We start from the raw sequence: 18,325 nt of genomic DNA on the forward strand, positions 1-18,325 counted from the left end.
ACTATACCTTTAAAATCTCATCTTCTTTGTGTTTTAATGTTTCATCAATTTTTTTAATAAATTCATCAGTAGTTTTTTGCACGCTATCTTGTGTTTTTTTGCTTTCATCTTCGGTGATTTGTTTGTCTTTTTCAAGTTTTTTGATTGCATTGTTTGATTCTTGACGGGCATTGCGGATAGATATGCGTCCCTTTTCTGCCATTGCTTTTGCTTGTTTAGCGATTTCTACGCGTTGTTCTTTTGTCATTGGCGGGAAGTTTAAACGGATAGATTCCCCGTCATTATTGGGATTTGCACCTATATTTGCTTCTAAAATTGCACGCTCAATCTCTTTTAGTAAGCCCTTATCCCAAGGCGTTATGAGAATCGTGCTTGCATCTTGGATAACTACTGAAGCCATTTGATTAAGCGGGGTAGGGTTACCATAATAATCTGCCTTTACACTATCGAGCTGAGCAGCACTCACACGCCCACTACGAAGCTGAGAAAACTCCTTTTTAAGAGCGTTGAGAGATTTTTCCATATTTTCTTTGGTTTGAGCTAAAATTTCATCAGTTTGCATTATTTTCCTTACAATTTTATGGTGCGCTAGGAGCGGTTGGCGCACTTGGAGCTTGATTTTGTGAATCTTGTGAGAACGGATTGAACTCATCAGTAACCTTTAATGCGTCTTCAGCTTCTTGTCCAGCAGAGGGTTGCAATGTGCTTGGGATAGTAGAATCAAGTCTATCTGTAACGCTTGTTTGTTTGTTATGGATATAAGCAAGAGCAATGGTATTAGCGATAAATAATAATCCAAGAAAAAGTGTGGCTTTAGCTAAAAATCCAGCAGGTCCCTTTGCGCCAAACATACTTTCATTGCTTCCACTATATGCGCCTAGCCCGATACTTGAGCTTTTTTGTAGCAACACCACAATGGTGATAAAAATCGTCAAAACGATTTGAATGACAAGCAGAGTATTTGCCATATTTCTTACTCCCTAAAATAAAATTTTATATAAATCAAACAAATATGCTAAAATCGCACATTTTAGCAAAAAAATCTTTAAAAATTACTAAGAATCTATAAGTTTATCCCCCACTTTTAATCGAACTCCCAAAAAATATGTCGTAATATCCATTGGAGTTTTTGAGGGAGCTTGGACTTTACTAATCTCTAAACTTCCACACTCACAGCCAACAACTACACTTTTTGGCAAGATTCTTAGAATCTGTGCGGGCGTGAAGTGTCCCTGTGTGTCAAAACTTACAATTTCTAAAATCTTTAATCCATTTTTTGCAAAAATACTAGGCCAGCCTTTGAATGCTAAATATTTGCGATAAATTGCCTCTGCATTATCAAAGCAAATTTCTCCATCGCTTTTTTTAATCTTTTTACAATAGCTTGAGTCTGCATTGCATTGTGGTAATGGGAGAATCTGCTTTTCTTTTTCAAAGTCTTGTAAAAATTGTTGCAAGATTTGAGCACCCTTGATTGCGAGGGTATTTGCAAGTTCTTCGATGTTTTGATTGGTATTTTTAACAAAGCTCATACCCAAAATCGCTCCGCTATCAAGGCTTTCTTCCATTTGCATAACACTTATGCCAAAAAATTTTGGATTTGCCATAATCATTTCTTGTAATGGACTTGCTCCACGCAAATGAGGCAGTATAGAAGCGTGGAGATTCACACACGGGGCAATGTCTAAAAATTCTTTTGAGAGAATTTGCCCATACGCCACGACTACGATGATTTCTGGGTGCAATCCCCGCACGCTATCTAAAGTCTGTGCGCTAATGCGCTCGGGTTGTAAAATGGGTAAGTTAGGAATCTTAGAGAGTAAAAAACTCTTTGTCTCTGGGGGTTTAAGTTCTTGTTTGCGTCCAAATGGCTTATCGGGTTGAGTAAGCAACCCCACGATAGTGTGTTGCGTGTTTTTTAGTAACTCTTCAAACACTACTTTAGCAAAATATGGCGTTCCAGCAAGCAAGATTCTCAAATTTCATTCCTTATATTGTCCAATTTCCAAAAAGCGTGCCACTTCGTTGCACTCCATTAAGCAAAAATTCTTGTGTAATTTCTAATTTATCACCATTGCTTAGAAACATTGATTTTTCCCGCTCTATGAGGTATTGTGCAGCGATAAGTTTTGTTACAATTCCGCCTGTGGCGAACTCTGCATTTGGATTTTGTGGAGCTTGCAAATCTTTAGAATCTATGTGAGTGATATGGGGTAAAATTTTGGCATTTGGATTTTTTGTGGGATTATCATCGTAATATCCATCAATGTCGCTTAAAATCACCAAAATTGTCGCGTCAAAAGAATGCGCTACATACGCACCGAGCCTGTCATTATCCCCGATAAATTCACTTACCGAAGTAGAGTCGTTTTCATTGATAATTGGGAGCACATTATGCACCAAAAGCGTGTCTATACAATCTTTAGCGTGCTGTATTTGTGTTTGGGAATCAAAGTTATACTTTGTCAGCAAGACTTGAGCGACTTCGATACCAAATACACCAAATTCATCGCGGTAAATCTGCATAAGTAGAGGTTGTCCAATGCTTGCTAATGCTTGTTTGTTTGGCATTGAGTGTTTGTCTATTTTTATGCGAGTGTATCCTGTGGGTGTAGCACCAGAACTTACCAAAATAACATCATATCTGGCGCGTAGAGATTGTATGAGATTCACAAGTTTGGCGATTTGGGTGGTTTTGATTGTCTCTCCATCTGAGATATTTGAGCCACCGACTTTGAGCACGACACGAGGTTTATTCATTCTATTTCCTTAATTTTTAACGATATAAACTTTGTATTATACATAATCAATTAAGATTCTATAAAATATTTAAAACAAAATAAAGAGAATCGTATGCTAAAACTCTCTCGCACAAATGCGTGGATAATGCTTTTTGCCGCTATTGGCTTAGAAATCTGCGGGCTTAGCCTGCTAAAAGTCTTTGAGGCAAATCCTATCTTAGGCAAAGTCATTTTAATCGCGCTAATGAATCTCTCATATTTTCTTATGTCGCTTACACTGCGACAAATCGCTGTGGGCGTGGCTTATGCCACTTGGGAAATCATCGGTGGGATTGGCGTGCTACTTGTTAGCTTTGTGTTTTTTGACCCCGTTTTGACCACCGAGCAGTATTTTGGCATTGTCATAGGTTTTGTGGGGATTATTTGCATAATCTTAGGCGAAGAGCATAGTGAGGAATCACCGCAAGAATCACATAAAGATTTTAATCAAATGCAAGAATCTAGCCTAAAATCTAGCGCGGAGGCGAAATCTGTGGCGGATTTTAGCGCGGGTTTAGATTCTACTATGGAATCTAGAGCGGATTTTGGTGCAAAATCTCACACGGATTTTAGTCTAGATTCTCAAGCAGATTCTAAGAAGGGGCGCAAATGATAGCATTTTTGTTAGTTGCACTCTCTGGCTTGCTAGATGTGTTTGCAAACCTCGCACTAGCGAAATCAAATGGCTTTAAGAATCTAAAATGGGGGATTTTGGCGTTATTGCTTGTAGATAGCGTGTTTTTGTTTTTGGCATTTGCGCTTGATTTGGGAATGGAGCTTCCTGTGGCTTATACTTTGTGGGGAGCGATAGGGATTTTAGGCACGGTAGTTGGGGGGTATTATTATTTTGGACAAAAGCTAAAACCCATTGGCTTTGTGGGAATCGTGCTTGTGCTTATCGCGGTGTATTTGCTCCATTTTGCGTAAGATACTATCGTTTGTGTCATTACGCTTCTTTTATCCATAAAATCAAAGGAGTATAAATGAGATTTTGCAAGAAATTACAAAGCACATTGTTTATATTGCTTCTTGCAAACTTTGGCATTATATCCGTAGCCTTTGGCTTAGATACAGATTCTTTGCGACAAAAGCGAGACATTATAAATGGCTCTTTTGTCAAACAAACACACACTGATATGCTATATAGTAATACCATATATGAGGGCAAGGGGCGCATAAGTGGTGTGTTAGTGTGGAGAACTGGCGTCATAGCAGATATGGAAGGTTGGGGATTTAGAGAGCTATTGTTTGTGCCTGATAGAAATAGCGTGTTTAATGATGATTATTTAAAATTTACGCTATGCAGAAGTGATGATGAAAAGCACTCAACAAAACACCATTGCCTAAATGACAATATAAACGCAGAATTATCTCACGCATTGGGAAAAAATTGGCTTGAAAAATATGCCTTGTCAGATTTTATGGTAAGGGCAGAAGTGGATATTGCTAATCATAAGAATTTTATGACAGATTGGATAGAGGGTGGCATAGATTATGTGGATTTCAAAGATTTAAAATTGCATTATGACATACATATTGACTATTGGCAAAACAATATAAATCAACTTTTTGAAAATCCACTCGCAGAGCCAAAAATTATGATAAAAATTTTAAGGTATGCCTCCAAAGATTCTTACATAAACTTACGCGAATCGCCAAATGGCAAGATTCTCTATGCGATACAAAAAAATGAAGTTGCGACATACAAAAAGACGCCCGATGAAGAGTTTGGAATATTATTTTGCAAAATGACAGAATCTAGCGCAAACAAAGGTAGAATCGTATTTTTAGGCAACGATTCTGCTAATCCTAAATGGTATAAAGTCGCCTATATCCCACCAAATGCAAAGGATACAAGAGAGGCAATCTATGGTGTGATTCATAGCTCCCAAGTGGGGTTTGAATGCGGAGAGTAAGATTTTAGCAAAGCATTAAAGAGCTACAATCTCAATCCAAAAGCGCGAGAATGAAGCGGATTTAGATACAATTCACGCGAAATCTAAAAAAATATTAAGGTAGCGAAAAATGAAAAGCACATTGTTTATATTGCTTATATGCTTTAGCATTGTATCCGCAGGGAAAATAAACAACCCAAAATTTGATGATATGCTAAAAGGCGATATGAGTTATTTTAGCGCATTGCAAAAAAGCCACACTGAAAATACCAAAATAATGTATAAAGGCGAAATAACGCTAAATGGTGTGCTTGAATGGCACGAATACCAAGATGAAGTGGATATGTATTGGCGTTTAATCTTTTTCCCAGACAACCCAAAGGCTTTGCCACGATTATCAAGCTATGACAATCAATTTGGCGTTGTATTAGTGGATACTTTGCAAAAAAATACAGAATTTCAAAAAAGTAGCTTTGTGCAACTAAAAAATATTTTGGGAAATAAAGTGGATAAAAATGATGAGTATATTTTTGGTGGCATTGCCGTGCGCGTAAATATCACTTTGCAAGATTATTTTATAGAGACAAATGTAGATAGCGATAGCGATTCACGCTACTTTGCAAATATGAAAAGTCATTCCGTAAAAACATTAGGCGACATAAGAAAATGGTATATTAACAGAATAGAACTTCCTAGCGAATATATGCTATCCTACGCTTCAAAAGATTCTTACATAAACTTGCGCGAATCGCCAAATGGCAGGGTATTAAATCAGATTTTAAAAGAGAGCATTCACTCGCGTTGTGCAAATGATTTTAATGATATAACAAAAGGTTTTATTATATTTTTAGGCAAAGACTCTGCCAATCCAAAATGGTATAAAATCGCCTATATCCCACCAAACGCTAAAGACACAAGAGAGGCAATCTATGGCGTGATTCACAGCTCACAAGTGGGATTTGAATGCGGTGAGTAAGATTCAAAGTTAGAATCTCAATCAAAGCAAGATTTTTAAAAATCCCACACGAATCCGCACTTATTTATTCACTCCAGCCTTTTTCTTTGCGCTATAAATCTCTACTTCCCACCGATTTACGCAACCTTTGTATTCATCATACCCTTGCGCGTATTTTTCATCGCAATCATCGCTTTGACAAGCGACATATTTATCATAATTTTTTAGATATTTGTAAGAGCAGCCTTTGCCACTATAAGCCTCTGCATTGTCATAATCCCCGCGCTTAAAATAATCTCTAGTGATACTCAAACACGCATCGCCAAACTCCAATTCACAAGCCTTTTGCAAAAATCTTTGCGCCTTTTTGGTGTCTCTTTTTGCGCCGTAGTTTTCCCAATCAAGACTACTATAAAATCCATATAGCTGATAGCAGGATTTGCCGTCATTTTGGGCGCATAGCTTTTCGCGCGTGGGATTGACTTTGTCGCAAAATGACCCAATGTCATAATAGTAACCATCGCACAGCATTCCATAGTAATACAGCGATTTTTGGCTATCTTTGGCGATTCCTAGCGATTTGTCGCCATTTTCATAGATTTTTGCCAAATCCTCGCAATTATTATTTGGATTATCTCCTATATGCGTGTGGCAGAGTTTATCGGCGTAGTGAATGTATTTTGGGCTATTTGGTGCGATACCCATTTTTTCATCGCCCTTTTTGTATATATCTACAACTTCCCAGCAGTAATCCTCAGTCCTTGTATAGCTATCATCATTACAGACTTTATCCCACGCTAATTCGGCTTTTGAGAGATTTTTAGGCACACCTAACCCTCGCGCAAACATTCTCCCCAAAACATAGCACGATTCGTTTTCATCAATATCGCTCTCCAAATCACAATCGCCCTCCAAATAGCCTCTAGCTTTGTCGTAGTCGCCTTTATAATAATAAAATACGCCAAGTTTTCCGCAACCCATATTATTTTTGCAATCATTGATAAATGCCTTTTCATAAAAGTCATCTTGCGCTTCACAAGCCTTTTGCAGTCCAAAATGACAAGCTTTTGAATGATATTTTTCTACTGATTCAAATTGCATTGAACCGCTTGAAATTTCAAAGCCATATACTTTGTGCGATTGCGCCCAAAATGCGCCTAACTCAAAACAAGCCTGTGCTTCATCTGCTTCACAAGCCCTCTCTAACTTTTCAAATGCCTCATCTCTTTCATCACAAGCCATTTTTCCATTTGGCAATGTTTCATCATTACGACATTGCGATTCTAGCTTTAATAATTCATCGATTGTCTTGCCCGTATATGCGCTCTTTTGCGTGGCATCATCGTTGATATTGTCCGTATATGCAAATATTGCAAAACCCACGAAACCTATGAATCCCAAAATTGCGAATCCAAAAATCAAAGAATTTTTATTTTGCATAATTTATTCCCCATTTTTTCGCTTGTAGCAATAAACTTGCGTCTTAACCACCTACACATTAAACCGAAAGTGCATTACATCGCCGTCTTGGACGATATAGTCTTTGCCCTCGCTTCGCATTGCGCCCGCTTCTTTTGCCTTTGCCTCGCCTCCGTATTTGATAAAGTCATCATAGCTAATCGTCTCCGCACGGATAAAGCCTTTTTCAAAGTCGTTGTGGATTATGCCTGCGGCTTGCGGGGCTTTGCTCCCTTTTGCTATCGTCCAAGAGCGCACTTCTTGCACGCCCGCAGTAAAGTAGCTAATAAGCCCGAGTTTTTCAAAGCCTAAGCGAATGATTTGCTCTAGCCCAGATTCTCCCACGCCTAGCTCACGCAAAAATTCTGCCCGCTCTTCCTCGCTTAGCCCCACCATTTCCTCTTCGATTTTAGCGCATAGCTTTATCGTTTCAAAGCCGTTTTTTGTGCCATATTCACGCACTTTTTGCACATATTCATTCTCATTTGCTAGCTCGCCCTCACTCACATTCGCACCATAAATCACCTCTTTTGCACTTAAAAATCTTAGCTCTTTATTTAAAATCTCATATTCTTTGCTTGCAGATTCTGCGAAACTTCTCGCAGGATTATTCCCCTCTAAATGCGCTAGTAACGCCTTTGCACATTCTAAAATCTTTCCTGCGTCTTTGCTTGCTTTTGCCTCGCGCTCTAACTTCCCCACTCGCTTTAGCAAGGTGGCAATGTCGGCTAAAACTAGCTCTAGCTCGATGATTTCTATGTCGCCTAGCGGGTCGATACGATTCTCAATATGCGTAATGTCAGAATCTTCAAAACACCGCACGATATGCAAAATCATATCCGCTTCTTTAATGTTTGCTAAAAATTGATTGCCAAGTCCCTCGCCCTTGCTCGCCCCGCGCACAAGCCCTGCAATATCGACAAACTCGATTTGAGAATGCAAAATCCGCTGTGGATTGACAATTTTTGCTAGCTCATTTAAGCGCGTATCAGGCACTTCGACAATGGCTTTATTTGGCTCGATAGTGCAAAATGGATAGTTTGCGCTTTGGGCATTTTGTGCTTTTGTCAGCGCGTTAAAGGTGGTGGATTTGCCGACATTTGGCAAGCCCACTATGCCTATGCTAAGTCCCATTTCACGCCTTTATTTGGATTTTTTGGGAGGGGTTTTTGGCTGTTTTGATAAGGGCTTTACTTGCTTAGAGTTGCGCGCAGGCAATTTTTGCTTAGAATCTTTGGCGTAATTATCTAAGATAAATTCCACTCCCGCTCTAACGCCAGCCCCGCTCGCACCATAGGGGTTTATATCCCACTCTTTCTCTACAAACGCAGGTCCAGCAATGTCGATATGAAGCCATTTGTCCTTATACTCATCGCGGATAAACTCGCCCAAAAACATTCCAGCACTTATCGCCCCGCCATAGCGCGAAGAGGCGGCATTGCTGACATCGGCGATTTTGGATTCTATGAGTTTGCCTATGTGGCGGTTAAATGGCAGGCGTGCGACTAGCTCGCCACTTTTTAGCGCGGATTTTTCAAACTCCTCTTTGAGATTCTCATTATAGCCCATTATCCCGCTTGTATATTCGCCTAGCCCCACTACGCACGCCCCTGTGAGTGTGGCAAAATCAATCAGCACATCAGGCTTTAAATCCTGCGCGTAAGAGAGACAATCAGCAAGGACTAATCGCCCCTCTGCGTCCGTATTTTTGACTTCGATAGTAACGCCCTCACGCGAGAATAACACATCATCGGGCTTATAGGCATTGCCTCCTATCATATTTTCAGCCGCCCCGATAATCCCGTGAATCTCATAATTTACTCCCAGTTGCGCAGCGATATTTAAGATTCCAATTACTGCACATCCTCCGCCTTTATCAGCTTTCATCGTTGTCATATAATCCGCTGGCTTTAAGCTAAGTCCTCCGCTATCATAGGTTAGCCCCTTGCCTACAAAAACAATTTTTTTGGCATTTTTATTTTTTGGCTTATAGTGGAGGTGGATAAGGTAGGGTGGATTAGTCGAGGCTTCATTCACAGCGAGATATGCCCCCATTTTTTCCTTAATGAGAGCTTTTTTATCTAAGATAGTGCATTTAATGTCAATGTCTTTTGTCATTTTAGTGCAAAAATCAGCGAGATACTTTGGTGTGGCGACTTGAGGTATTGTATTGACCAAATCGCGCACCATATTAAGATTTCTTGCTATGATATGTGCTTTTTTGGCGAGATTCTTAAGTGTGGGTTGTGCGAGTTTTTTACTTGGGCTTATAAATATTTTTTTGTAAGTTTTTGGCTTCTTTTCACTTTTATATATTGCACAATCATAATCTCCTGCTAAGATTCCAAGCATTAGTGCATAAGTGAGATTCTCATCATCAAAGGAACGAATGCCTATACTTTCGTATTTAAGCGTCTTAAAATACTTGCTTATGCCAGCTCCAGCTTCACGCACACTATCGCAATCCACGCTTTCAAGCACAATGAGAAGTGTTTTTTTGGCTTGTAAGAAAAACTTTCCTTTACCTTCAAATCCTAATGCTTTTGCTTCTTTGAGTAGCGTAGATTCTACTTTCTTGCTGATAAACTCTACTTGCGCTTGCGTGTTTTTATTTTCTGCTATTTGTAGTTCAAACATAGCGTTATTGTGTAATTTCATTATTGCTCTCCTTTTGTAGTTTTTTATCTATGCGCCTTGTTTGTGTGTGAAAATACCAAAAAACTCCTCCACCAATGCAAATAGCAAGCGGAATAAGTAAATATGGGTGATTCTTAAACCAATCAAGCACAAGAAAAATTTCCTCACCAAAATACCAAGTGAGTAAAATCGTAATTGCCGCCCAAACTTGCGCACACAAAAAGTTGATAATACAAAACTTTAGCGCGCTATATCGTGTAGTGCCGATACTCATTGGGATAATGGTGCGCATACCATACATATATCGTTGGATAAAAATAATGCTCCATCCATATTTTTGCAATAAAAGATGAGCAAGCGCAAATTTACGCCGTTGGCTTTCAAAATTCTTTTGAATGCTTTTGCGGTTAAGTCGCCCGATGTAAAAATAAATTTGGTCTCCCGCAAAGCCACCGAGCCCAGCGATAAAAATGGCAAGCCATAGAATCATTTTGCCATCGTGCACTGCTAATCCAGCAAAGATTAGCCCAAGTTCTCCCTCCAAAATCCCCCAAAAAAACAAAATCACATATCCCCATTGTTCGACATATTCTTCCCATAGATTCTTAATAAACTCCTCTAATGAGAATCCTGAATTTTGATACAAGATAAATAGGGTAATTACAGCAATGGCTAGCAATATCCAAACAGCGAATTTTTTGGGTTGTGAAGTGATAAAATCCTTTGTGCTTTGAGTGATTTTTGCAATATCCATTTGCTTACTTTAATCCTTAATTTATGCTCAAATTTCTAACGCGCTAAAAACTCTTGTATGTTCTTGGAGTTTTTTTGCTCCACCGAGTTCTACAAGGTTAAGCAGGAAGCACGCCTCAATGCACTGGGCATTAAGTGATTTAATGAGATTGAGGCTTGCTAGTGCCGTGCCACCTGTGGCTATTAAATCATCGACAAGCACCACGCGTGCATCTTTTTTGCTTTTAAACGCATCAATGTGAATCTCAATTTCATCAAATCCATATTCAAGTGCGTATTTTTCACTGACTGCCGTGCTAGGGAGTTTTCCCTTTTTTCGTATGGGGACAAATCCTATTTTAAGGGCATTTGCTAACGCCGCACCAAAGATAAATCCCCGCGCTTCAATACCCACGATAAAATCGATGCGCTCATTTTCATATCGCGCTTTAAGAGATTCTATAAACTCACCAAAAACCTCCCCATTGCCTATCATTGTGGTAATATCATAGAATAAAATCCCAGCCTTTGGGTAATCTTTAATTGTTCGTATAGAATCTTTGAGTTTTTTGCTATCCATTCTCTCTCCTTAAAATAAAAGCAATATTCTAGCGAAAATTTAGAGTAATGCTTCAATTTTTTGCTCTAACTCTTTAATGCGTGATTTGTATTTATCAGTTTCGATTCTGTATTGTGAGTTGCGTGCTTTTAGGAGTTTGACTTCATTTTTGAGCGCATTCATTTCTTGTTGCATATTATCGATATTTCCTAATGCGCGTTGGAGTTGAAGCTGGTGCTTACGCACAAGCACTTCTGCTTCGCTTAGTGTGAGTTTCATCGAGGCGGAGTTGCGCTCTTCCTTGCGTGCCACACTTTTGTAAAAAAATGTCCTAATAATCATATAAAGCAAAAAAAGGATAAAACCTGCGAGGAAAAACCATCGCGCAAGAATACTCTCTCCCATATCAATCCTTTGTGTGTAGTTTTTTTATTCTATCAATATGTCTGCCACCCTCAAACTCTGTGTGCAAAAAAGCATTAAGTATGCCAACTAATGTATCCTTTGGTGTGATTCTCGCGCCAAGACATAACACATTAGCGTCATTATGCGCTCTTGAGAGTTCTGCCATTTGAGAATCTTTACAAAGCGCAGCACGAATGTGTGTGTATCGATTTGCAGCAATGCTCATTCCAATGCCACTTCCACAGATTAAAATCCCTTTTGTTTGTGGATTTATGGATTCACAAAGTTCCTGTGCGTAATCAGGGTAATCTACGCGCTCATTTGAATGCGTGCCAAAGTCGCGCACTTCGTAGCCTTGTTGTGCGAGAATCTCTTTGATATATTCCTTTATTTCATATCCTGCGTGGTCGCAAGCAATGCAAATTTTCTTTTCTTCCATAATACATTCTCCCTTTAATGTAAGAGCATTTCCTTTAAAGTTCCTTAACGCCCATTGGAACTACAACTTTTTTATTCTCTTGTATTGTTTGAGCAAGATTATCTAATCCATTAGTTCCTTTAAACATTCGCTCCCAACGGACAATATAACGCTTTTTCTTATCCATATCTGCACCCATTTCTTCGCTATTTGCACGATTGATACTAAAGTAAATAAACCAAGGTTTTCCCACAATGTCCTTGTATGGCACACTACCAAAAAACCTAGAATCAAAACTATTGTTGCGATTATCGCCTGTCATAAAGAAATTGTCTGGTTCAATTTTGATATAAAAAAATGTTTCTCCATTCTGTGTGTGTTTGCTCATTTTTGTGTCTATGCCCTTTGGACTAAGCATTTCCTCATAAGTAATATTTTTGACTAAGACAAAGTTTTGTGCTTCCTCATCGCTAAAGGACTTTTCAAACAAATCACAATCCGCGCGCATATCTGCATCTGAGATTTTTATCTCACCTTGTGCGCAGACTTTTTTGTAAAACTTCATAGCTTTTTCATCGTAAAAATATTTTGTTCGCGCCGCAGGGCGAGTGAATGGATTTACATCGTCTTTATGCCAAAAAACTTCTTCATACATTATTCCGTTGAATTGCTCAATAAATGGGTCTTTGATGAAAGTTTTGCCAAAAAATTCTCTTTTTTGTGCGTGAGGATACATTTTTGAAATTTCCTCATCGCCACCATTTGGGCGTAAAAAATAGCCTTCTTTGGTAAAAATCACTTCATCGCCACCCACGCCATACACACGCTTAACATAATGTGTTTGCTCAATAGGAGGGATAAACACTACCACTTCGCCTTTTTTGGGTCGCTCTCCCTCGATGATATGTCCATTGCCACGAAAGTCTGGCATAAGCACAACATCAAAATACGGGGCTCTAGGAAGCGGTATCCCATAACTGAACTTTTTAACAAAGAGAAAATCTCCCTCTAAAAATGTCCCAACCATTGAGCGAGTAGGGATTGTAAAGGCTTGAGCGAAAAAGAATATTAACAAGAGTGCTAAAATTATCGCTCCCGTCCAAGTCGAGCAAAATTCCCATAGAGATTTTAAAAGTTTCATTTGCTAATCCTTTAATGATGAAGTTTTGTGTGAGTTTATAGAATCTTGCGCCATTTGAGTGGCTTTAAGTGTGTTTTGTAACAATGAAGCAATCGTCATTGGTCCAACTCCACCCGGCACAGGAGAGATAAAACTACATTTTTTTGCCACATTATCAAAATCTACATCTCCTACAAGTTTGCCAGAATCTAAGCGGTTAATGCCAATATCTATCACAACTGCACCTTGTTTTATCATTTCTGCTTTGATGAGATTGACCTTTCCTACGCCGACACAAACAATATCAGCGTTTTTGGTATAAAGACTTATATCTTTAGTAAGGATATGACAAATGCTTATCGTTGCTCCAGCATTAAGCATAAGTGTCGCTAGTGGCTTGCCAACGATATTGCTTGCCCCTATGATAGCGACATTTTTACCACTCACTTCAATGCCATAATGTGCGAGCAAATTCATCACGCCTAATGGTGTAGCTGGCGCAAAAGATTCTAACCCTGCACTTAAACGCCCAATGTTGTAAGGATTAAACCCATCAACATCTTTATGAGGAGCGATAGATTCTAAAATTGTCGCACTATCTATGTGTTTGGGAAGTGGAAGTTGAACTAAGATTCCATTGATTTTTTCATCAGCGTTAAGTTTATGAATAAGTGCCAAAAGTTCTTTTTGTGTGGCATTTTTGGTGAGTTCAAATTTTAGCGAATAAAATCCAACGCGCTCGCACGCCTTTTGTTTCATATTGACATACGCCTTGCTTGGTGCATCATCGCCCACTAAGATGACCGCAAGCCCGGGTTTTATATTACTAGCACTTAGGGTGTTGATAATGTCTTGTTCGATTTTTTGTGCGAGAGGCTTGCCCTCTAGTAAGGCGTATGATGAGCTTAGAGATGAAGATTGCGACATATATTTCCTTAAATGTAAAGTGTTTTGTATTTTTAGGGTTTTGTTTTGTGATTATAGTATAATAAGATTTGTAAAATACAAAATTTGGTGGCTTTTAGTATGAAAAAATTTCTAACTTTTTTTTTAGTTAGTGTGGCAGTGGCGTTTTTTAATACTACAAATGCCCAAGAAAACGATGATGGATTGGATTTAATTTCAGCAAAAGATGAAGACCTTGATGTGCTCTCAAGCGCAAGAAGCAACCAAAATGAGGACTTTGAGGGGCTTATCAGCTATTTTGAGTATGGAAAAAACCTCTATGAGAATCCGCGTGGTATCGGATGCAATAAGTGCCACGGAGCGCAAGGGCAGGGCAGTGTAATAGCCAACTACACACACAAGGGTGTTGATAAGATTCTTAGTGCGCCAAGTATTAAAACACTATTATATGAAGATTTTATTGAAGTATTGCAAAATCCCAAACAATCAAGCGTTATGCCAAGATATTATCTTACACAAAAAGAAATTGAGGCAATTTATCACTATGTAAAAGAGCAAAGCAACAAACAAAGTGAATGATATTTTCTTATTTAGATTGCAACTTAGTATTTGTTTAGAATCATTACTTACTTAGTGCAAAATTAAGAAAATTACGCTACAATTATTTCTCGGTATTTTTGATATAAGGCATAATGTATGAGAGTAAATCTAGATAATGACGAAAGCAATAATGGCTTAGAAGATGGCTTAGATTTTGGAGCACTTCTTAAAGAACACGAAAACGCTACAAGTGGCGAGATACAAGTAGGAAAAATAATCCAAATAAACGATGAGTTTGCGATGATTGCTCTTCCTTATAGTAAGGTTGAGAGTAGGCTTCCTGTTAGTGAAATCAAAGATAAAAATGGTAGCCTTTTGTTTAAAGAAGGCGATGAGATAGAAGTCTATGTAGAAAGAGGCAGGGTATCTCACCAAAAAGTAATGCGGACAAAGCGCACCGCACAGAAAATCAAAGAGCTTGGCAACGAGATTCTTAATAGGGTTATTGAAGCAAAAGTTATCCAAAAAAACAAAGGTGGCTTTGTGATGGATTATGACGGGATAGATGTGTTCTTACCGCGTAGGGAATCTGCCTTTAAAGAGGGACTTAAGGTTGAGGATAAAAGCTATAAGGTTATGGTTACAAAAATTAGCGAGGAGAAAAACTCTATCATCGTTTCACGCAAAAAGTTTTTTGACTTTGAAAAAAATAATAGAAAAGCAGTAGTAGAGCGATTGTTAAGTGGCGATAAAGTGGTGAAAGCACGCGTTAATAGCACGACTACATTTGGTGTATTTGTAGATATTGATAATGTTGAGGGGCTTATCCATTATACAGAATTAAGCCATAAAGGACCTGTAAATCCACAAAAATACTTTAAAGTCGGTGATGAAGTGGAGGTGAAGATTCTAGGATATGATGAAGAGAAAAAGCGACTTACGCTTTCGTTAAAAGCGTTGATGAGCGACCCTTGGCAAGAAATTGGCAATACGCTAGAAGTCGGTTATGCGATTAAAGTTGTGGTTACAAATATTGAAGAGTATGGTGCGTTTGTGGATTTGGGTAATGATATTGAGGGATTCTTGCATATTTCAGAAATCTCTTGGGATAAAAATATCAAGCACCCTGCAGATTACTTAAAAATTGGACAAGAAATTGATGTGGAGATTATTGAGATTGATTTGGTTAATAAACGCTTGCGCGTATCACTCAAAAAACTCTTACATAAACCTTTTAGTGCTTTTGCCAAAGCACATAAGGAAAATGAAACAATCACAGGCAAAATTGTTACTCTTACAGATTTTGGTGCATTTATCAATCTTGGCGCGGTTGATGGGTTATTGCATAACGAAGATGCGTTTTGGGAGCGTGGATTGCGTTGCAAAGATACATTTAAAGTCGGCGATGAAATAGAAGTAAAAATCGTAAGGATTGATTCCGCGAACGAAAGAATTTCTCTAAGCAAGAGACTTTTAAGTGATTCTCCAGCTAAAGCGTTTGCTAAAAAGCACGGGATAGATTCTATTGTTGAGGGAGTCATTATGGACATCAAGGATTTTGGTGTGTTTATTGAGGTTGATGGCGTGGAAGTGCTCGTCAAAAATGAAGATATTCCAAAAGACCAAGTCGAAAATCTTAAAAAAGGAGATACTTTAAAATGCGCTATATATGCTATTGATGAGCGTAATAATAAAGTCCGCGCTTCTGTCAAACGACTAGAACGCGTGCAAAATAAAGAAAACCTTAAAGCGTTTAATCAAGCAAATAAAGAAAGCCAAACAATGACTTTAGGAGATAAGATTAAAAATAAATTTTCTTAAGGTGTTTGAATGAAGAAAGTTCTCTCCAGCATAGGAATTGTATTTTTTCTTGTTGCACTTGGGAGTGTAGCGGCGTTGGTGTATTTTAAGACGGATTTGATAAACCCCAAAGTCAAGCCAAGAGAATACCCAGACGCCCAAATCCCCGTGTCTAATATCACACGCGATAGCGTGTGGTTGGAGAATTTTGGTGTAGATTCTAAAGATAGCTTTCAATATCCTGCCACAGAACTTTTTGTGAAGTTTGATTTTTTAAATGGCGATGAGCAAGATATAATGCGTAGCATTGAGATTACAGGACTTGATGAGTATAAGTTTTTTTGCGTCTCTCAAGTGCTAAAACAAAATCGCCTTGATAGCACTTATTATAAAAGTGGCAATGCCTTAAAATTGCTCGTATTTATCAACGATAAAGCTAAATTAGAACGATTATTGGCAGATTTACAATATTACAGAATCCAATATGTAATGAAATAAACTTAAACTTAAGGAGTGCAAATGGCTACAAAAATCGTGGTGTGCGACCATATTCACAAGAGTGGTTTGGATTTATTAAAATCCCAAAAAAACATAACTTCACAAGACCTTTCATCTTTGCCAAAAGATGAATTGCTAAACAATCTCAAAGAATGCGAAGTTGCGATTACGAGGAGTTCCACAGATGTGGATAGTGCGTTTTTAGAGGCTGCACCAAATGTGAGGGCTATCGTGCGTGCTGGAGTGGGCGTAGATAATGTGGATATAGAATCTTGCTCCAAAAAGGGTATAGTAGTGATGAATGTCCCAACGGCAAACACCATAGCTGCAGTAGAGCTTACAATGGCACATCTTATCAATGCCGTGCGGAGCTTCCCGGGAGCAAATCATCAGCTCAAAAATGAGCGCAAGTGGAAAAGAGAGGATTGGTATGGCACAGAATTAAAGGGCAAAAAGCTCGGCGTGATTGGCTTTGGAAATATTGGTTCTCGTGTAGCAAAACGCGCTAAAGCCTTTGAAATGGAAGTGCTTGCCTATGACCCTTATGTGAGCGCATCAGTGGCGTTAGACGCAGGGATTAAATACACCACAAAGTTTGATGAGATTCTCGCTTGTGATATTATTACGATTCATACGCCCAAAAATAATGAAACAAAAAATATGATAACCAAAAAAGAAATCGCCAAATGTAAAGACGGCGTAATCTTCATAAACTGCGCGCGAGGAGGGCTTTATAATGAAGATGATTTATTCGAGGGATTAAAGAGCGGTAAAATTCGTTGGGCTGGCATTGATGTCTTTAACAAAGAGCCCGGCATAGACAACAAACTTCTTGATTTGCCAAATGTCTATGTAACGCCTCACATTGGCGCAAATACCTTAGAATCTCAAGAAAAAATCGCCATTCAAGCTGCTGAAGCCGCCATAGAAGCCGCTCGTGGCTCAAGTTATCCAAATGCGTTGAATCTGCCCATTAAGGAAGTGGATTTACCACCAAGCATTAAAATGTATTTAGAGCTTATTCAAAAACTTTCATTTATCTGCGCTCAAGCAAACAAAGGCGTTTTTAGCTCGTTAAAAATCACTGCGCAAGGCGAGGTAAGCGCATATAAAGATTCTCTTAGCACATTTGCTTTGGTTGGCGCGCTAAGTGCGAGTTTGGGTGATGCTATCAATTATGTTAATGCGCCATTTGTGGCAAAAGAGAGAGGATTGGAAGTAGAATTTAGTGGCAAAGAAATTTCACAAACCTACAAAAGCCATATACAAGTTACATTGCGTTCTCAACAAGATAGTTTCAGCGTTGATGGCGCAGTGTTTGAGGACAAATATTTAAGAATCACGGGGGTAAATGGCTTTATTTTTGATGTCGAGCCAAATGGGAAAATGATATTTTTTAAGAATACCGATGTGCCGGGTGTCGTTGGAATGGTGGGAAATACTTTAGCAAAGCATAATATCAATATTGCAGATTTTCGTATGGCACGCAAAGATAAAGAAGCGTTAGCGGTGGTTGTGGTCGATGATGATGTGAATGAAGCGATTTTAGGCGAGTTGGAATCTATCCCAGCGTGTCTTGGATTAAAATATGTCGTTGTATAAGATTACAATAAAGAAGCAAC

Annotated in this window: 20 protein-coding genes and 1 pseudogene; 8 read left to right on the forward strand and 13 right to left on the reverse strand. The window is 38.7% G+C overall.

The window, feature by feature from the left end; translation table 11 throughout:
• Position 1: 1 nt before the first annotated feature.
• From frr to proB, 4 genes are all read right to left on the reverse strand, one after another.
• Positions 2 to 562, reverse strand: coding sequence for a ribosome recycling factor (gene frr, locus ACWIWK_RS05620; protein ID WP_454151606.1), 561 nt, complete (start codon positions 560 to 562; stop codon positions 2 to 4).
• 16 nt (positions 563 to 578) lie between these two features.
• Positions 579 to 968, reverse strand: coding sequence for a preprotein translocase subunit SecG (secG, locus tag ACWIWK_RS05625; RefSeq protein ID WP_454151608.1), 390 nt, complete (start codon positions 966 to 968; stop codon positions 579 to 581).
• A gap of 87 nt (positions 969 to 1,055) precedes the next feature.
• Positions 1,056 to 1,979, reverse strand: a complete 924-nt coding sequence (locus tag ACWIWK_RS05630) for a methionyl-tRNA formyltransferase (RefSeq protein WP_454151610.1) — start codon at positions 1,977 to 1,979, stop codon at positions 1,056 to 1,058.
• 10 nt (positions 1,980 to 1,989) lie between these two features.
• On the reverse strand, positions 1,990 to 2,760 hold the full coding sequence (gene proB / locus ACWIWK_RS05635; protein ID WP_454151612.1) for a glutamate 5-kinase: 771 nt from the start codon (positions 2,758 to 2,760) through the stop codon (positions 1,990 to 1,992).
• A 93-nt stretch (positions 2,761 to 2,853) separates the two neighbouring features.
• Here proB and ACWIWK_RS05640 point away from each other — a divergent pair, with 93 nt between their 5' ends.
• The 4 genes from ACWIWK_RS05640 (at position 2,854) to ACWIWK_RS05655 (ending at position 5,651) form a co-directional block, all read left to right on the forward strand.
• On the forward strand, positions 2,854 to 3,393 hold the full coding sequence (locus ACWIWK_RS05640; RefSeq protein ID WP_454151614.1) for a DMT family transporter: 540 nt from the start codon (positions 2,854 to 2,856) through the stop codon (positions 3,391 to 3,393).
• On the forward strand, positions 3,390 to 3,707 hold the full coding sequence (locus ACWIWK_RS05645) for an SMR family transporter (RefSeq protein WP_454151616.1): 318 nt from the start codon (positions 3,390 to 3,392) through the stop codon (positions 3,705 to 3,707). Before ACWIWK_RS05640 ends, ACWIWK_RS05645 begins: the two co-directional genes overlap by 4 nt.
• 56 nt (positions 3,708 to 3,763) lie before the next feature.
• Positions 3,764 to 4,696 carry a hypothetical protein gene (locus ACWIWK_RS05650; RefSeq protein WP_454151618.1) on the forward strand — a complete coding sequence of 311 codons (933 nt, stop codon included), beginning with the start codon at positions 3,764 to 3,766 and terminating at the stop codon, positions 4,694 to 4,696.
• 109 nt (positions 4,697 to 4,805) lie between these two features.
• The gene (locus tag ACWIWK_RS05655; protein ID WP_454151620.1) at positions 4,806 to 5,651 is read left to right on the forward strand and encodes a hypothetical protein; all 846 of its coding nucleotides are present in this window, start codon (positions 4,806 to 4,808) and stop codon (positions 5,649 to 5,651) included.
• A 60-nt stretch (positions 5,652 to 5,711) separates the two neighbouring features.
• On the opposite strand, the gene ACWIWK_RS05660 is transcribed toward ACWIWK_RS05655, so the two are convergent.
• The 9 genes and pseudogenes from ACWIWK_RS05660 to folD all read right to left on the reverse strand — a co-directional run bounded on the left by ACWIWK_RS05660 (position 5,712) and on the right by folD (position 13,886).
• Positions 5,712 to 7,070 carry a tetratricopeptide repeat protein gene (locus ACWIWK_RS05660; protein ID WP_454151622.1) on the reverse strand — a complete coding sequence of 453 codons (1,359 nt, stop codon included), beginning with the start codon at positions 7,068 to 7,070 and terminating at the stop codon, positions 5,712 to 5,714.
• Positions 7,071 to 7,121: 51 nt separating this feature from the next.
• A complete protein-coding gene (ychF, locus tag ACWIWK_RS05665; protein WP_454151624.1) occupies positions 7,122 to 8,222 on the reverse strand; it encodes a redox-regulated ATPase YchF in 1,101 nt (366 codons plus the stop codon).
• Positions 8,223 to 8,339: 117 nt separating this feature from the next.
• Positions 8,340 to 9,746 (reverse strand): annotated as a pseudogene (locus ACWIWK_RS05670) (leucyl aminopeptidase); the annotation flags it as partial.
• Positions 9,730 to 10,479 (reverse strand): DedA family protein, encoded by a 750-nt coding sequence (locus tag ACWIWK_RS05675; protein ID WP_454151626.1) that lies wholly within the window; start codon positions 10,477 to 10,479, stop codon positions 9,730 to 9,732. The gene ACWIWK_RS05675 and the pseudogene ACWIWK_RS05670, both read right to left, overlap by 17 nt.
• 27 nt (positions 10,480 to 10,506) lie before the next feature.
• The gene (gene apt, locus ACWIWK_RS05680; RefSeq protein WP_454151628.1) at positions 10,507 to 11,037 is read right to left on the reverse strand and encodes an adenine phosphoribosyltransferase; all 531 of its coding nucleotides are present in this window, start codon (positions 11,035 to 11,037) and stop codon (positions 10,507 to 10,509) included.
• Positions 11,038 to 11,076: 39 nt separating this feature from the next.
• A complete protein-coding gene (locus ACWIWK_RS05685; protein ID WP_454152034.1) occupies positions 11,077 to 11,409 on the reverse strand; it encodes a hypothetical protein in 333 nt (110 codons plus the stop codon).
• Positions 11,410 to 11,422: 13 nt separating this feature from the next.
• The gene (gene rpiB, locus ACWIWK_RS05690) at positions 11,423 to 11,860 is read right to left on the reverse strand and encodes a ribose 5-phosphate isomerase B (RefSeq protein WP_454151630.1); all 438 of its coding nucleotides are present in this window, start codon (positions 11,858 to 11,860) and stop codon (positions 11,423 to 11,425) included.
• A 34-nt stretch (positions 11,861 to 11,894) separates the two neighbouring features.
• Positions 11,895 to 12,980: a signal peptidase I gene (lepB, locus tag ACWIWK_RS05695; protein ID WP_454151632.1), complete on the reverse strand. Its 1,086-nt coding sequence runs from the start codon at positions 12,978 to 12,980 to the stop codon at positions 11,895 to 11,897.
• Between the two features lie 3 nt (positions 12,981 to 12,983).
• Positions 12,984 to 13,886: a bifunctional methylenetetrahydrofolate dehydrogenase/methenyltetrahydrofolate cyclohydrolase FolD gene (folD, locus tag ACWIWK_RS05700; protein WP_454151634.1), complete on the reverse strand. Its 903-nt coding sequence runs from the start codon at positions 13,884 to 13,886 to the stop codon at positions 12,984 to 12,986.
• Between the two features lie 99 nt (positions 13,887 to 13,985).
• Here folD and ACWIWK_RS05705 point away from each other — a divergent pair, with 99 nt between their 5' ends.
• The 4 genes from ACWIWK_RS05705 (at position 13,986) to serA (ending at position 18,305) form a co-directional block, all read left to right on the forward strand.
• Positions 13,986 to 14,444, forward strand: coding sequence for a c-type cytochrome (locus ACWIWK_RS05705; RefSeq protein ID WP_454151636.1), 459 nt, complete (start codon positions 13,986 to 13,988; stop codon positions 14,442 to 14,444).
• A 117-nt stretch (positions 14,445 to 14,561) separates the two neighbouring features.
• Positions 14,562 to 16,226 carry a 30S ribosomal protein S1 gene (locus ACWIWK_RS05710; RefSeq protein WP_454151638.1) on the forward strand — a complete coding sequence of 555 codons (1,665 nt, stop codon included), beginning with the start codon at positions 14,562 to 14,564 and terminating at the stop codon, positions 16,224 to 16,226.
• Positions 16,227 to 16,235: 9 nt separating this feature from the next.
• A complete protein-coding gene (locus tag ACWIWK_RS05715) occupies positions 16,236 to 16,703 on the forward strand; it encodes a hypothetical protein (protein ID WP_454151640.1) in 468 nt (155 codons plus the stop codon).
• 21 nt (positions 16,704 to 16,724) lie between these two features.
• The gene (gene serA, locus ACWIWK_RS05720) at positions 16,725 to 18,305 is read left to right on the forward strand and encodes a phosphoglycerate dehydrogenase (RefSeq protein ID WP_454151642.1); all 1,581 of its coding nucleotides are present in this window, start codon (positions 16,725 to 16,727) and stop codon (positions 18,303 to 18,305) included.
• Positions 18,306 to 18,325 lie beyond the last annotated feature (20 nt).

This window comes from Helicobacter sp. 23-1048 (assembly GCF_053654545.1).